The organism is Streptomyces sp. ISL-66 (genome assembly GCF_018614135.1).
Taxonomy (GTDB): Bacteria; Actinomycetota; Actinomycetes; order Streptomycetales; family Streptomycetaceae; genus Streptomyces.
Map to the genome: position 1 here is coordinate 1 of NZ_JAGGOW010000151.1, position 15,635 is coordinate 15,635.

Here is a 15,635-nt window from a genome sequence, read left to right on the forward strand (position 1 = left end):
GATCTGGCCGGCCAGCAGCCAGGTCGCGGCAGTGGGGTCGATCCGCCAGGCCATCCGCGCGGTCTGCGCGAGCGCGGCGGGCAACCGCGCGGCCATCTTGCGGAGCGAGAGGTGCTCCATGACCTCGTTGTGCGCGCCCCAGGCGAACGTGAACTCGGGTGGGTCGGCGGGTGCTTGCTCGCCTTGCTCCGCCGGTTTCGCCTGCGTCCTCGATGCCGTCTTCTCCGCCACGTGCAGCTCCTTCACGTCGTCGTCGACACGGCGGTCCGCCACCCCGGGGGACCGCTGAGTGAGGGAGTAGATCCGAGCGCGGAGGGCGGAGTAACCAGAACCGGCCTTCGTCGCGCGCCCGCCGCGGCGGGCGCGCGAGGGACTCGGGACCGGCCCTGCGGGAGCCGCCCGGAGCCGAGAACGGCCGGATACCGACGGAGCGCGGGGGAAATGCCTTGCACGCCCTGCGCGCACGCCGTGGGCGCTCCACAGGATGAAGTTCCCCGGAAAGCTCCCCGGGCTTTCGCCCGCAGGAGGTACTGCGCGAAACGGACGGACACCAGCGGCGTGCAGACTGCCCCGGGGCGGGCCGAAGTCGCCCCCACCCGTGGAGAGGGGAGCCCTGATGGAGGACTTCGGCCGACGCCGGTTCCTGGCCGCCGGAGCCGCCGGAGCTGTCGGAGCCGCGGGAGCAGTCGGAGCCGCGGGAGCGATCGGCGTCAAGGCGCTCACCGGTGTCGCGGCCGCCGCCACCCGGGCGGCGCGCGATCCGGCGAGCGCGGCGGGCTACGTCGACGTACAACTGCTGCACATCACCGATCTGCACGGCTACCTGGCCGCTCCCCCGGCCCGGGACTCCGTCATCACCGGCGCGGGCGGCCGCACCCATGCCGTCGGCGGGGTCGCGTACATGGCGACCCATCTGGCGCGCCTGCGGGCCGGGCGGGCCAACTCCTTCTTCTTCGCGCCGGGCGACCTCTTCTCCGGCTGGGAGTTCCCCGCGTTCACCCTCGCCGACGAGCCGACGATCGAGGCCCTGAACCGGCTCGGACTGGACTTCGCGACGGCCGGCAATCACGAGTTCGACCGTACGCCCGGCTTCCTCGTCCAGCACATGGAGCGGGGGCTCCCCCATGAGGGAGCCGGACGGACCAACTCGTTCCCGGACTCGGGCGGCGCCCGCTTCCACGGCGCCGACTTCCGCTACTACAGCGCCAATGCCGTGTCCGGGGCGACCGGGGAGACCGTGCTTCCCCCGTACAACATCGAATGGGTCGACGCGCCCGGGGGCCGGCGGCTGCCCATCGGCTTCATCCATCTGACGGCCCTCGCCAGCGAGTCCTTCCCGAACTCCTACCAGCCCGGCCTCACCACCCTCGACGGGCTGTCCGCCGCCAACCTCTGCGCCGCCCGCCTCAAGGCGCTCGGGGTCGGCGCCATCGTGCTCAGCATGCACGACGGGGCGGTGGCGGGCAGCGATTTCGACTCCGGCAGCGAACCGGGCGGACCGGCCTACGAGCTGGCGCTGCGCGCCTCCCCCGACATCGACGCGATCGTGACCGGGCACTGGCACAGCGCCTTCAACATGATGCTGCCGGGCCCGGACGGGCGGCCGCGGCCGTTCGTCGAGGCCGGCTGCCACGGGCAGATCATCGGCGAGATCACCCTGCGCCTCGACCCCGACACCGGTACGGTCGTCCGCGCGCTCACCACCTCGGTCAACCATCCCAACACCCGTGACGTCGACCCCGATCCCGCGCTCCGGGAGGTCGTCGATCACTGGACCGGCTACGCCGCCCGGCACGCGGCGAGAACCATCGGACGCCAGCGCGCCTCCTTCCGCCGCCGGCTGTCCCCGGCCGGGGAGAGCACCATGGGCAACCTCGTCGCCGACTGGGCGCTGTGGGCCGCGGCCCAGCCGCCGGACTCCTTCGACACCAGTCCCCGGCCGGAGCGGTCCGGCGCGGACCTGGCGCTCATCGCGCTCGCCCCGCGGATCGGCCGGAGCGTCATCAACACGGACCTGCTCGCCGGACCAGCCCTGGACGACCCGGTCGCCTTCGAACGGGCCTGGAGGGCCGTCGGCTACGGATGCCCCCTGGTCAGCGCCGAGGTGAGCGGGCAGCAGCTCCACGACGCACTGGAGCAGCAGTGGGCGCTGGACGGCGCCGGCGTGCTGACGTACGCGCCGCTCGCGGTGTCCGGCAACGTCAGCTACTCCTTCGACGCGGCACGCCCCGCCGGGGACCGGGTCGCGCCGGGCGACGTGGTCATCGACGGCGCCGCGCTGCGCCCGGAGGCCGCGTACCGGGTGGTGACCACCTCGTACACGCTCACCGGGCAGGACGGCTATCCCGCCCTCGGAGGCTATCGGGAGCCGGCCCGCCACCGGCGGGACGTGGAGAGCTTCCCCGCGTACGTCGCCGCCCTCGGCGTCCTCGAGGCCGTCTCCACGGGCCGGGTCACCGCCAAGGACGCGTCGCTCGTCGCCGGCCGGGAGGGGCGGCTGATGGTGCCCGCCGATCCGGTGCCCGGAGTGCCCGCGCCCGTCGCGGCCGCGGAGGAGGCCGCCCGGGACGGGGGCCGTCGGCCCGTCTGCTGACCGCGGTCGGCTGCGCCCGGCCGGCGGTGCCCGTCGGCGAAGAGCCCGTCGGGGAAAGGCCCGTCGGTGAGGGCCCCGTCGCCGGTGCCCGTCGGCCGCGTCGTCGCTCAGCGGGCCAGCGGCAGCCTGGCCACCAGACGGGCTCCCTTCGGCGAGTCGCCGACGCGCAGGGTGCCGCCGAGCCGGAGGGCGATGTCGCGGGCGATGGCCAGGCCGAGGCCCGTGCCACCCTCGTCGCGGGCGCGGGCGTCGTCGAGCCGGGTGAACCGCTCGAAGACCCGTTCGCGATCGGCGGGGGCGATGCCCGCGCCGTCGTCGGTGACCTCCAGGACGGCTTCGCCCCTGGCCCGGTCGACGCGCAGCGCGAGCACGACCCCCTGCTCGGCGTGCCGTTGTCCGTTGTCCAGCAGGTTCGTCACCAGCCGGGACAGCCAGCCGGCGCTGCCGCGCACCGTGATCCCGGGGGCGATGTCGGCGCGGACCGGGACCCGGTCGCAGCCGCGCCCGCGGGCGGCGTCCCGGGCCACTGCCGTGAGGTCGACGTCGGCGGCGGGCGGCGGCTCCGAGGTGTCGAGACGGGCCAGCAGGAGCAGGTCGGCCGCGAGGTCCTGGAGCCGGACGGTGTCCTCCAGCGCGCCGCTGACCAGTTCGCCCCACAGGGCCGGGTCCGGGTGGGCCTGGGCGACCTCCAGCTGCGTGCGCAGGACCGTGATCGGGCTGCGCAACTCGTGGGAGGCGTCCGCGATGAAGCGGCGCTGGCGGATCCCGGAAGCCTCCAGCCGGTCCAGGGTGGCGTTCATCGTGACGGCCAGGCGGGCCACTTCGTCGCGGCTGCGCGGTACGGGCACCCGGCGGTGCAGTGCCCGGTCGCTGATCTCGGCGACCTCGGCCCGGATCGCCTCGACGGGGCGCAGCGCCCAGCCCGTGACCCGCCAGGTGATCGCGGCCACGACGAGCACGAGCAGCGGGACCGCGATGAGCAGCGCCGCCATGATGGTCTCGTCGGCGGTGTCGGCGTCCCTGAGCGAGGTCCCGGCGTAGACGGTGACCAGCCCGTTCGCGGTGACGGTGGTGACCTGGACGACCCGCTGGCGGTGGGCTTCCCGGACGCGGACGCCCTTCCAGGTGTCGCGGACGGTGCCGGGGATGCGGGGCGGCGCCGGGGCGAGGGCGGGGCGGCCCTCGAGGTTGGGGCTGGCCGCGAGGACCCGGCCCTGTGCGTCCACCACCTGCACGAAGTCCGTTCCCCGGGCCGGGGGCGGTACGGAGTCCAGCCGGCCCGCGGCCGCCAGGGCGGCGATCGTGACGGCCTGCTGTTCGGCGTCCGCCTGCGCGCTCCGCGTCAGGTTGGCCTCCAGCGCCCCGAGCAGGGCGACGGAGGCCGCGCCGAGGGCCAGCGCCACCACGGCGGACGCGCCGAGGGTGGCCTGGGCGCGGACGGATCTGGGGCGCAACCGGTACGCGGCTTCGCGCAGCCGGGCGAGGGCGCGGCGCCGGAGCGGGCGGGACAGCGGGTCCGGGTCCGGCCAGGGGCCCGGCCCCGAAACGGCCGTCCGGGACCGGGGCTCGTGGGATTCAGCCACCGTCGGCCGCCAGCCGGTAGCCGGCGCCCCGGACGGTCTCCACGGCGGACCGGCCGAACGGCGCGTCTATCTTCCGGCGCAGGGCGCTGACGTGGACCTCGACGACATTGAGGTCTCCCTCGTAGGCGGCGTCCCACACGTTGTCCAGGATGTCCCGCTTGGGCACGACTTCTCCCGCGCGGCGCGCGAGGTGCACGAGGACCGCGAACTCGCGCGAGGTCAGCCGGGCTTCGACTCCGCCGCGGGTGCAGACCCGGCGGGCCGGGTCGATGAGGAGGTCGCCGAACTCCATGACCTGCGGGCTGCGGCGGCCGGTGCGCCGGATCAGGGCGCGCAGCCGGGCCACGAGGACGACGTAGGAGAAGGGCTTGGACAGGAAGTCGTCCGCTCCGGTGTCGAGGGCCTCCGCCTCGTCGTACTCGCCGTCCTTCGCGGTGAGCATGAGGATGCCGGACTCGCAGCCCGCCGCGCGCAGCCGGGCGCAGACGCGGTACCCGTTGAGGCCGGGGAGCATGATGTCGAGCACGATGGCGTCGTAGTCGTGCTCTCCGGCCATCCACAGGCCTTGCGGGCCGTCGTGTGCCGTGTCCACTGTGAAGCCCTCGGCCCGAAGGCCGCGTTGCAGGGCCGCGGCCAGTCGCCGCTCGTCCTCGACCACCAGTACGCGCATGGGGCAAGGTTCGCAGGTCGGGCCACGGGCTTGCTGAAGGGTTCTTCAGCTCGCTTCAGCAGAGCTTCAGGCTCGTGCTCGCACGATCGGCCGAGCCGGGCGCGTCGCCCGGAGAACGCGAGGAGCATCCAGATGACTCAGTCCACTCCCCAGCCGCCCGATTACCCGGCGGGTCCGGGCGGGGGCAGTGCCGCCGAGACCGGCAAGGCGCCGGGGCGCGGCGCCCGGTTCGCCCGGTTCGCCCGCGAAGGCCGGGGCCGCTGGGTGGCCCTGGGGCTCGTGGTCGTGGCGGCGGGCGGCGCGGGGGCCGCAGCCGTGGCGGTGGCGGACCACGAGCACGACGTCCGGCGCACGCGCGCGGAGCGCGTCTGGGACCGGTTCGACCTCGAACGGCAGACGGACGGTTCGATGGCGCCGGCGCTGCCCGCGCGCCCCGGGAAGCCGGCCAAGCCCGGAGGCCCCGGTCTCAAGGACGAGAAGGGCGGAGTCCGCAAGGACGGCGCGGAGAAGCCCGGGCTGCCGGACGGCCCCGACGGGACCGTCGTGGACCGGCCCGACCGGGCCCCCGTGCCGCTTCCCGCGCTGCCGGCGGCGCAGGCCCTGGAGAAGGCGGAGGCCGCCGTACCCGGCGGCAAGGCAGAGGCGCTGCGCGTGGTCGCCCAGGAAGGCGGCGGGAGCGCGTGGCGGGTCGTGGTCCTCGGCTCCGACGGGGTCCGGCACGCGGTGACCCTGGCCGGCGGCGACGGCGCGGTCACGAGCAACACGGTCACGGGGAAGGGCGCCGGGGCGGGGCGCTGAGCGGGTGCCGGGCGCGCCCGGCACCCCGCGCCCCGCGTCCGGTGTCCAGCCCGCCAAGGCTGAGCGAGTGCCGGACGCGGGGCGCGCTGCCGGCTCCGGTCGAAGGCCCGACCCGGTACCGGCACCCAACCCGGTGCGGACACCGGACGCGGGGCGCGCGCCGGCCCGTTCCTATGACCCCGCGGACGGATCCAGCAGCCGGACGGCCATCTCCCGCATCTCGATCTTGCGGATCTTGCCCGTCACCGTCATCGGGAACTCCTCCACGACGTGGACGTACCGCGGGATCTTGAAGCGGGCCAACCGGCCCTCGCAGTACGCCCGGACGGCCTGCGCGGTCAGCGGCTCCGCCCCCTCGCGCATCCGTACCCACGCCATGAGCTCCTCCCCGTACTTCGGGTCGGGTACGCCGATCACCTGGACGTCCAGGATGTCCGGGTGCCCGTGCAGGAACTCCTCGATCTCGCGCGGGTACAAGTTCTCGCCGCCCCGGATCACCATGTCCTTGATCCGGCCGGTGATGCTCAGGTAGCCGTCGCCGTCCATGACGGCGAGATCGCCCGTGTGCATCCAGCGCGCCGCGTCGACGGCCTCGGCGGTCCGCTCGGGCTGGTCCCAGTAGCCGAGCATGACCGAGTAACCGCGGGTGCACAGCTCACCCGGTTCGCCTCGCGGGACGGTCCTGCCGGAGGCCGGATCGACGATCTTGACCTCCAGGTGGGGTCCGACGCGGCCCACCGTCGAGACCCGGCGCTCGACCGGGTCGTCCACCCGGGTCTGGGTCGACACGGGGGAGGTCTCCGTCATCCCGTAGCAGATGGACACCTCGCGCATGCCCATCCGGTCGATGACCTCCTTCATCACCTCGACCGGGCAGGGGGAGCCGGCCATGATGCCCGTGCGCAGGCTGGAGAGGTCGTAGGACTCGAAGTCCGGATGGGCCAGCTCGGCGATGAACATGGTGGGGACGCCGTAGAGCGAGGTGCAGGACTCCGCTTGTACGGCCGCCAGGGTGGCGCCCGGTTCGAAGGCGGGTGCGGGGATGACCATGGCCGCGCCGTGGCTGGTGCAGGCGAGGTTGCCCATGACCATGCCGAAGCAGTGGTAGAAGGGGACCGGGATGCAGACCCGGTCCAGTTCGGTGTATCCGCACGTCTCGCCCACGAAGAAGGCGTTGTTCAGGATGTTGTGGTGCGAGAGCGTCGCGCCCTTGGGGAAGCCGGTGGTCCCCGAGGTGTACTGGATGTTCACGGGATCGTCCGGGCTCAGGGCGGCCTGGGCGCGGACGAGGTCCGCCGGGTCGCCGTGGCGGCCGCGCTCCAGCAGGGAGTTCCAGAGCGGGCCGTCCAGCAGGGCCACGAACTGCAGCCCCCGACAGCGAGGACGGACTTCCTCGACCATGGCGGCGTAGTCGGAGGTCTTGAACCGGTCGGCCGCCACCAGCAACCGGATCCCGGACTGGCACAGGACGTACTCCAGCTCGTGGGAGCGGTAGGCCGGATTCACGGTGACGAGGACCGCCCCGATCTTGGCGGTGGCGTACTGCACCAGCGTCCACTCGGCGCGGTTGGGGGCCCAGATCCCGACCCGGTCGCCCTTGACGATGCCCAGGTCCAGCAGTCCGAGGGCGAGGGCGTCCACGTCGTCGGCGAACTCCGCGTACGTCCACCGGCGTCCGGTCGCCACCTCGACGAGGGCGTCCCGGCCGGGGAACCTGAGTACGGTGCGGTCGAGGTTCTCGCCGATGGTGTCGCCCAGCAGCGGCACCTCGCACGCCCCTGACGCGTAGCTCGACTCGACGGACGGCACATGGACCCCCTGGGCTCGGTGGCGGGCGCCGGAGCCCTTTCGCGCCGGCGCCCCTCATGATCCTCGCGGGCCGCTCCGGGGGCCAGACCCCGGCGGGTGACGGCCCGCCGGTCCGCCTCGCCCACCGATTCCGTCCAGGCGTGCGGCGCCACGAGGTCATCGCGCGGCGGTGACCCGGGAGGCTTCCGGTCGTTGTAAGGGCGGTCAGCGAAGTGGCCCCGGGAGTCCCGGACCCGAGATCGGGGTCCGGGACTCCATGCCGTCGCGGGAACTCCCGGCGCCCTTGCGACCGCGCGTCGACCGCCGGCAGCCAAGTACTCGCACCACGTCGGCTCATGGGACGACGGATTGGACAAGTGGCCGATCTTACTAACACGATGGGCCCGCAAGTTCGCGGCTTGCGCAGGGGGGCAAACCCGCTCAGGTCATCACGTCCCTCCACTCGGGCCGCTCGTCCCCGCCACACCCTGGAGAGACTTCGCCATGAGCTTCGGCGACCCGAACAACCCCTACAGCCAGCAGCCCCCGCAGGGCCAGCCCGGCTACCCGCAGCAGGCGCCGCAGGGTGTGCCCCCGCAGTACGGCTATCCGCAGCAGCCCCCGACGGGCGTTCCCCCGCAGCAGCCGTACGGCGCGTACCCGCAGACCGGCATGCCGGGCATGCCGGGCGCCGGGATGCCGCCGCTGGCGCACTGGGGGCTGCGCTTCGGCGCGCTCCTGCTCGACGTCCTGATCACGGTGGCCCCGATGTACGCCCTCGGCCTCATCGACATCGCCATGAGCGACGACCCGGCGACCGCCGAACCCGGGGTCTTCTTCCTGATCGGCGTGCTGTACACGCTCGGCATGAGCATCTTCCAGCTGTACAAGGAAGGCTCGACCGGCCAGACGATCGGCAAGAAGGCCCTGGGCATCAGCCTGCGCCGCGAGGCCGACGGAAGCGTCCTCGGCTTCGGCATGGCCTTCGTGCGCAGGCTGGCGCACTTCCTGGACTCCATCGCCTGCTACATCGGCTGGCTGTGGCCCCTGTGGGACGAAAAGAAGCAGACCTTCGCCGACAAGGTGTGCGGCACCGTCGTCGTCAAGGTTCCCAAGAACTAGGGCGGTGACCGGCCGAAGAAGAGAGACGGCCCAGAGCCACCGCCGGTCCGGTGCGTGAGCACCGGCCGCCACGATCCGGGGCCCGTCCGCACCATCCGGACGGGCCCTGAGTCGTGGGCGCGCGCTCAGCCTTCCGGCGCGGAGCGGTGGGCGAAGCGGTCTGCCGCGGCGCGGCCGCGGGACTCGACGGGGACCACGCCGGTGGCAGCGCCCAGCCCGAAGGGCGGCATGTCCGCGTAGATGGACTCGTACGAGCCCTCGGGCGCGATGTACGTCTCGTGCCACAGACCCACGTGCCCGCGCATCTTCCCGGCGCGCTCCTTGCGGTTCATCATCGCCCAGGCCCGGCGGTGGAACATGTCCGGCGAGGCGGCGTAGGCGTACAGCTTCTCCTTGGACTCCCAGTACTGGACGACGTAGTACGTACGGGGCGAGGCGGTGAGCAGGACGTGGCCCAGGAGTCCGCGGCCCTCGTCCCGGGCCAGCTCGCGGAGCATGCGGGGCATGGCCAGGAGGACGGGCAGCCAGTGGTGGACGGCCCAGAAGTGGTTGATGCGCATCCCTATCAGCAGGACGACGACATCGCCTTCGGCGGCGGCCGTGGTGCGGCCCGGTAACGGCTTTGCGGACACACGGCCTCCAGATGGCCTGGTTGGATGACGGCACTGTCCATGCGCCGAGTTGGATAGTGACACTCTCCAAGGAAAGGTTCAAGAGATGCGGCTGGCGGAGCTGAGCGAACGGAGCGGCCTGCCCACCGCGACCATCAAGTACTACCTGCGCGAAGGCCTGTTGCCGGCGGGACGCCGCGTGGGCGCGACGACCGCGGAGTACGACGAGGGGCACCTGCGGCGGCTGCGCCTCGTGCGCGCGCTCATCCAGGTCGGCGGACTGCCGGTGGCGAAGGTCCGGGAAGTCCTCGGCCACGTCGACGACGAGTCGCTCGGCCGGACGATCCGGCTCGGCGCCGCGCTCTGGGCGCTGCCGCAGGGGCCGGAACCGGCCGAGGAGGACGAGGCGGCGGCGAGCGCGCGGCTCGAAGTGGACCGGCTGCTGGAGCTGCTGGGCTGGTCGACGGCCCGGGAGCTCGGAGCCCTCTCACCCGTCCACCGGTCGCTGGTGGTGGCCGTGGCCACCCTGATCCGCCTCGGCTACCCGTGGGACGCGGAACTGATGGCTCCGTACGCGGAGCTGATGCACCAGGCGGCCGTGCGCGACCTGGACTTCGTCGAGACCCACCCCTCCGAGACGGAGAAGGTGGAGACGTCGGTCGCGGCGGCGGTGCTCTTCCAGCCGGTGCTGAAGGCCCTGCACCGGCTGGCGCAGGAGGAGGAGTCCGCGCGGCGGTACGGCTTGTAGGCGGGGACGCGGACGGGGGGCACGGAACCGGGGGCGGCGCGGACGGGCGGGCTCGGAAGCGGGGCGGGCGCGGACGGAGCGGGCGCGGTACCGGGCGCCCGCCCCGTCCGGGGTGACTACGGCTTCGGGAGGGTGCAGCCGGCCCGGTTCAGGTCGATCTTGTTACCGGGACCCACGCAGGGGACGATGATGTACGTCTGCTGCGCGTAGTTGATGCCCTGACGGACCGTCACGGTGCCGTTCTGGTCCACCTCGCACGGGTTGTTCTCCGTGCACCGCCCGCCGTCCTCATTGCCCGTGTTGTTGACGGCGACGACCTTGCCCGTCGTCGTGTCGATCACCGGGGAGCCGGAGGTGCCGCCGATGGTGTTGCAGGCCGAGGTGTAGCGCAGCGAGTCCTTCCAGGTCCACTCGCCCTCCTTGAGGAGGTAGCTGAACCCGTCCACGTTGCAGCTGTAGGTGCGCTTCCAGTACCCGGAGACCACCTTGATCGCGGTGCCCTGTACCGGGTGGGCGTCGTTCAGCGTGAGCGCGTTGATGCCGTACTCGCTGCTGATCTGCGCGTACGTCTTGGTGAGCTGGTAGATCGAGATGTCCGTGTCGGTCATCGTCGCGTACGAGATCTTGCTCGCGCGCAGCGTCGCGACCTTGGAGCCCGATGCGTTGAGCAGCGAGAAGGAGCGGCTGGACGCCTTGTCCTTGATGACCTGGCCCGCGGCCGGCATGCCCGACTCCAGACAGTGGCCGTTGGAGAGCACGAGCGCCGGGTCGGTCGGCAGCGAATTGGGCACGCGGACGACCGAGCCGGAGCAGTTGCTGAGCGCGACGGTGCCGGCGTAGGTGACCGCGACGGTCGGGGTGGCCGCGCCGTCCCGGGTCGACTGGGCCACGGCCGGGGCCGCTGCCGCTCCGGTGAGGAGCAGAGCGAACGCGGCGGCGGCGAGAGGCTTGTTCATGTGGGGGTTCCCCTCTGGTGACAATGTGATGCGACCGAAGATCCTCCGGTTGTCATGCGCATTGTTGGGATCTCTGCCTCAACTCACAAGAGGGCCTGCCCAGTTGAGCCCGCGAGCGGAAACGGCCGCATTCAGACTTGCGCCGCGGCGCGGTCGCCCGCAAAGCGCTCGCGCAGCGGGAGGCCCGCCCGGAGGGGGCCAAGTGCCTTTCCCGTCCGATCCCTTGACGGCCCCGGAGGCGGAGAGCACAGTGACGACCGGCAGGGCCTGAGAGCGCTCTCAAGCATTCTCAAGCGTCACTGCGGCCGTGCCGGAACCGCCCGCTCCACCGACCCCCCACATCCCCCGCATCCCCCGCATTCCCCAGCACCGCTCCATCCCCCCACATCGCCTCAGAGAGGGCATCCATGCGTCTGACATCCGGCAGAGAACGGCGGTCCGTCCGACGGGCCGCCATCGCCGCACTGAGCACACTGGCGGTGGCGGCCGCGGCCGCCGCGGTCGTCACCCTGCCCGCCAACGCCAACGCCAGCGCCGGCGCCGGCGCCGGCGCCGCCGCCCCGCCGGTCCCCGCGGGCTGGTCCCAGGTCTTCCTGGACGATTTCGACGGAGCCTCGGGCTCCGGGGTGAACGCCGCGAACTGGCAGTACACCACCGGCACGAGCTACCCCGGCGGCCCGGCCGGCTTCGGCACCGGCGAAGTCGAGACGATGACCGCGAACGCCGCCAACGTCTCCCTCGACGGCGCCGGAAACCTGCGCATCACCCCGCGCCGGGACGCCGCGGGCAACTGGACCTCCGGCCGCATCGAGACCAAGCGCTCCGACTTCCAGGCCCCGGCGGGCGGCACACTGCGCACGGAGGCCCGTATCCAGATGCCCAACGTCACGGGCGCCGCGGCCAAGGGGTACTGGCCCGCGTTCTGGATGCTGGGCGCGCCCTACCGCGGCAACTGGTGGAACTGGCCCGGCATCGGCGAACTCGACATCCTGGAGAACGTCCAGGGCATCAACAACGAGTGGGCCACCATGCACTGCGGCACGAGCCCCGGCGGCCCGTGCAACGAGAAGTCCGGCATCGGCGGCCAGCGCGTGTGCACCGGCACGACCTGCCAGGGCGGCTTCCACACCTACGCGGTGGAATGGGACCGCTCCCTCGCCGTGGAGGAGATGCGGTTCTACCTCGACGGGGTCAACTTCCACACCGTCCGGTCGAACCAGATGGACGCCACGACCTGGACCAACGCCACGAACCACGGCTACTTCATCATCCTGAACGTGGCCATGGGCGGGGAGTTCCCGGCGGCCTTCGGCGGCGGACCCGACGCGGGGACCCAGCCGGGCTACTCGATGGTCGTCGACTACGTCTCGGTACTCCAGTCCACGGACGCTACGACCACTCCCCCGACCACCCCGCCCACGACCCCTGCGACCACACCTCCGACGACCCCTCCCACCACCCCGCCGGCGGGTGGACGCAACGCCTACGCCCCCATCCAGGCCGAATCCCACGACGCACAGGCCGGGACGGCCGAGGAGACGACCACGGACACCGGCGGAGGCCAGGACCTGACGGGCCTCGGCAACGGCGACTGGGCCCTGTACAGGGCCGTCGACTTCGGCACGGGCGGCCCGGCGACCCAGTTCCACGGACGCGTCGCCAGCGGCGCCGCCGGCGGGGTGAGCGGGCTCGTCGAGGTCCGGCTCGACAGCCGGACGAGCACGCCCATCGGCAGCTTCGCCGTGGCCGGCACCGGCGGCTGGCAGAGTTGGAAGACCGTACCTGCGAACATCACGGGCGGCACGGGCACGCACGACGTGTACCTCACCTTCACGAGCGGCCAGCCGGCCGACTACGTGAACCTCAACTGGTTCGACTTCGGGCACTGAGCGGACCGAGGAGCACACCGGTGAACACGAACGTGAACACGCACACCCCCATGAACACGCCGCGACCCCGGCTCCGACCCCGGCCACCGCACACCGGGTCCCGGCCCAGGTCCCGGTCCGTCCTCCTGCTCCTGCTGACCGCCTTCCTCTCCCTGACGGGCGCCCTCCTCGTCGCCCCGAACGCCACCCTGGCCGCCTCCGACTACACCCAGGGCGTCACCACGCAGGGCACGGGTCAGGTCCGGATCTGGTTCGCGCCGACCACCCCGGCCGCCCTGGTGGACGTCCACTACCTGCCGGGCGGCGGACCCGGCCAGCAGAACTTCCGGATGGCGAACAACGGCGGCACCTGGGAGCGGAGCGTCTCCGCACTGGCCGCCGGATCCACGCTCGAGTACTGGTTCACGTACGAGAAGGGCGGCCCGCTCCACGACACCCCGCACTTCACCGCCACGGTCGACTCCGGGAGCGGGGGCGGGGGCGGAGGGGGAGGCGGAGGGGGCGGGACCGGGAGCTTCCCCATCGCCTTCCAGAACAACACGCGCGGCGCGTATACCGACGCGCAGGTGTACGTCACCATCCTCGGCCAGGTGACCCCCGGCCAGTGGTCGTACATGAAGCCCGACGCCGCCATGGCCCACATCAGCCACCTCGACGCCGACGCCCCCGGCCACCTGGTCAAGAAAGGCGTCAACTACCCCAACATGTCCTTCACGCTCGCCCGGGTGGGCGGTACGGTCCCCTCCCCGGCCTCGATCCGCGGGGGCCGGATCTACGTCTCCCTCGGCTCCCCCCTCTACATCCCCGTCTCCCCCGACGACCAGGGCTGGGGCGGCCCCGACCTGCGCAATCCCGCTGATCCCAACAGCGACGTGTACTACGACTGGTACGAGTACAGCTACGTGCACGGCCAGGTCGCCTTCGGCGGGAACACCACCATGGTCGACCAGTTCGGCTTCCCTATGACCTCCCGGCTGCGCCAGACCTCCAGTGGGTACGACACCACCCAGGGCATCACCCTGACCCGCGCCCAAGTCATGCAGCAGTACGCGGAGGCCGTGGGAGGCGCCTTCAAGCCGCTGCAGAACGCCTACCGGATCGTCGCGCCGCGTTCCTCCGGCCTCTTCCTGCCGGGCGGCGCGCAGGCGAACCACCTGAAGGCCTACATCGACCAGACCTGGAGCCTCTACACCGGCCGCCAGTTCACCCTGACCCGGCTCGGCGAGACCTTCTCCGGGCGGGTGAGCGGATCGGTGCTCACCTTCAGCAAGAACGGCGCGGGCTCCTTCGTCCTGCAGAAGCCGACCTCGTCCGACGTCATGGCCTGTGCGGGCGCGCTGGCCTCGGGCAACGACACCGAGAAGCAGCTCGGCGCGGAGTTCTGCGCCGCGTTCACGCGGGGCGTCGCCCTGGACACCACCGCCTGGTACACCCCGTCGGCGTACTACGGCGGTTCGGCGAAGAACGACTACGCGGGCTTCTTCCACACCGTGGGCCTGAACCAGCGGGCCTACGGCTTCCCCTACGACGACATCAACGACCAGTCCTGCGTCCAGATCCTCGCCAACTCCGACCCGCCGACCGGGCTCACCCTCGGCATCGGCTGGTGAAGGCGGTCCGTGCGGCCGGGAGCGCTCTCAGCGTTCCCGGCCGCACGGGTTACCCTGCTGTCCGACAGGGCCCCTCGACAGGGGGCCCTCGGCAGGGCCCACCACCGGGCCACGACCGGGCCCACGACGGCCCAGGGCGCCAGCCCGCCGCCGGACACGCATGAGGAGCGCCCGTGGCCGAACAGCTTCCCGCAGACCGGCCCACGCTGGAGGCGGTCGCGGCGCGCGCGGGGGTGTCCCGGGCCACCGCGTCCCGCGTCGTCAACGGCGGCGACGGCGTCCGCTCCCATCTGGTGGACAAGGTCCGCACGGCCGTCCGGGACCTGGGCTACGTACCGAACCATGCGGCCCGCACGCTGGTGACCCGGCGCACCGGGGCGGTCGCCGTGATCATCGCCGAGCCCGAGATCCGGATCTTCTCCGATCCCTTCTTCTCCCGTCAGATCCGCGGCATCAGCAAGGAACTGACCGCGCACGACATGCAGTTGGTGCTGCTCCTGGTGGAGGACCGCGGCGACTACGACCGGATCGAGCGCTATCTGGCGGGCGGCCACGTCGACGGCGCGCTCGCCTTCTCGCTGCACACCGACGATCCGCTGCCCGCGATCACCCGGCGCATCGGGATGCCCACCGTCTACGGCGGGCGGCCCGGCTGGACCGGCGCCGCCGCAGGGTCCGCGGGCCCCTCGGAGCACGGCCCGGTGGCGTACGTCGACGCCGACAACCGCGGGGGTGCGCGCGAGGCCGTACGGCACCTGCTGTCCCTGGGGCGGCGACAGATCGCGCACATCGCGGGGCCGCTGGACCAGACGTCGGCGACCGACCGCCTCGACGGGTACCGGGACGTGCTGCTCGATGCCGATCCGGCGCTGATCGCCGAGGGGGACTTCACCGCGGCGGGCGGGGCCCGCGCGATGGCCGAGCTGCTGGAGCGCTGCCCCGGGCTCGACGCGGTGTTCGCCGCGAACGACCTGATGGCGACGGGCGCGTTGGGCGTACTGCGCGAGCGGGGCCGGTCGGTGCCCGGGGACGTGGCGCTGGTGGGCTTCGATGACGCGGAGCTCGTTGCGGAGAGCACCGATCCGCCGCTGACGACCGTACGCCAGGACATCGAGGGCATGGGGCGGCTCATGGCCCGGCTGCTGCTGCGGACCCTGGACAAGGCGCACGGCGCCGGCCGCCCGGGCGGCCGCGGCGTGCCGGCATCGGTGATCACCCCGACGTCGCTGGTGCGGCGCGGATCGGCCTGAGACCACTCAACTCGCCC

General features: G+C 72.7%; 12 protein-coding genes and 1 pseudogene. 7 read left to right on the forward strand and 6 right to left on the reverse strand.

What is annotated here, in order from left to right:
* Positions 1 to 231, reverse strand: a pseudogene (locus J7E97_RS27260) (hypothetical protein); the annotation flags it as partial.
* Between the two features lie 385 nt (positions 232 to 616).
* On the opposite strand from J7E97_RS27260, the gene J7E97_RS27265 reads away from it, so the two are divergent.
* Positions 617 to 2,593, forward strand: a complete 1,977-nt coding sequence (locus tag J7E97_RS27265; RefSeq protein WP_215032488.1) for a bifunctional UDP-sugar hydrolase/5'-nucleotidase — start codon at positions 617 to 619, stop codon at positions 2,591 to 2,593.
* Between the two features lie 107 nt (positions 2,594 to 2,700).
* Here the strand turns inward: J7E97_RS27265 and J7E97_RS27270 are convergent, their stop codons facing one another.
* Together J7E97_RS27270 and J7E97_RS27275 are read right to left on the reverse strand one after the other, a co-directional pair.
* Entirely contained in the window at positions 2,701 to 4,047 is a 1,347-nt protein-coding gene (locus J7E97_RS27270; protein WP_215032576.1) for a HAMP domain-containing sensor histidine kinase, read from the reverse strand.
* Positions 4,048 to 4,168: 121 nt separating this feature from the next.
* Complete coding sequence (locus J7E97_RS27275; RefSeq protein WP_215032491.1) at positions 4,169 to 4,846, reverse strand: response regulator transcription factor; 678 nt, start codon at positions 4,844 to 4,846, stop codon at positions 4,169 to 4,171.
* A gap of 132 nt (positions 4,847 to 4,978) precedes the next feature.
* On the opposite strand from J7E97_RS27275, the gene J7E97_RS27280 reads away from it, so the two are divergent.
* Complete coding sequence (locus J7E97_RS27280) at positions 4,979 to 5,644, forward strand: hypothetical protein (RefSeq protein ID WP_215032494.1); 666 nt, start codon at positions 4,979 to 4,981, stop codon at positions 5,642 to 5,644.
* A gap of 171 nt (positions 5,645 to 5,815) precedes the next feature.
* Here J7E97_RS27280 and J7E97_RS27285 read toward each other — a convergent pair whose 3' ends face one another.
* Entirely contained in the window at positions 5,816 to 7,453 is a 1,638-nt protein-coding gene (locus J7E97_RS27285) for an AMP-binding protein (protein WP_215032497.1), read from the reverse strand.
* Positions 7,454 to 7,936: 483 nt separating this feature from the next.
* Here J7E97_RS27285 and J7E97_RS27290 point away from each other — a divergent pair, with 483 nt between their 5' ends.
* Positions 7,937 to 8,554: an RDD family protein gene (locus J7E97_RS27290; RefSeq protein WP_215032500.1), complete on the forward strand. Its 618-nt coding sequence runs from the start codon at positions 7,937 to 7,939 to the stop codon at positions 8,552 to 8,554.
* Positions 8,555 to 8,679: 125 nt separating this feature from the next.
* Here J7E97_RS27290 and J7E97_RS27295 read toward each other — a convergent pair whose 3' ends face one another.
* Positions 8,680 to 9,186 (reverse strand): DUF4188 domain-containing protein, encoded by a 507-nt coding sequence (locus J7E97_RS27295; protein WP_215032503.1) that lies wholly within the window; start codon positions 9,184 to 9,186, stop codon positions 8,680 to 8,682.
* An 85-nt stretch (positions 9,187 to 9,271) separates the two neighbouring features.
* On the opposite strand from J7E97_RS27295, the gene J7E97_RS27300 reads away from it, so the two are divergent.
* Positions 9,272 to 9,913, forward strand: a complete 642-nt coding sequence (locus J7E97_RS27300) for a MerR family transcriptional regulator (RefSeq protein ID WP_215032506.1) — start codon at positions 9,272 to 9,274, stop codon at positions 9,911 to 9,913.
* Positions 9,914 to 10,029: 116 nt separating this feature from the next.
* Here the strand turns inward: J7E97_RS27300 and J7E97_RS27305 are convergent, their stop codons facing one another.
* A complete protein-coding gene (locus tag J7E97_RS27305) occupies positions 10,030 to 10,869 on the reverse strand; it encodes a serine protease (protein ID WP_215032509.1) in 840 nt (279 codons plus the stop codon).
* Between the two features lie 407 nt (positions 10,870 to 11,276).
* On the opposite strand from J7E97_RS27305, the gene J7E97_RS27310 reads away from it, so the two are divergent.
* The 3 genes from J7E97_RS27310 (at position 11,277) to J7E97_RS27320 (ending at position 15,618) form a co-directional block, all read left to right on the forward strand.
* On the forward strand, positions 11,277 to 12,758 hold the full coding sequence (locus tag J7E97_RS27310) for a glycoside hydrolase family 16 protein (protein WP_215032511.1): 1,482 nt from the start codon (positions 11,277 to 11,279) through the stop codon (positions 12,756 to 12,758).
* 20 nt (positions 12,759 to 12,778) lie between these two features.
* A complete protein-coding gene (locus J7E97_RS27315; protein WP_215032513.1) occupies positions 12,779 to 14,368 on the forward strand; it encodes a glycoside hydrolase family 64 protein in 1,590 nt (529 codons plus the stop codon).
* Between the two features lie 173 nt (positions 14,369 to 14,541).
* Complete coding sequence (locus J7E97_RS27320; RefSeq protein ID WP_215032515.1) at positions 14,542 to 15,618, forward strand: LacI family DNA-binding transcriptional regulator; 1,077 nt, start codon at positions 14,542 to 14,544, stop codon at positions 15,616 to 15,618.
* The last annotated feature ends 17 nt before the right edge of the window (positions 15,619 to 15,635 follow it).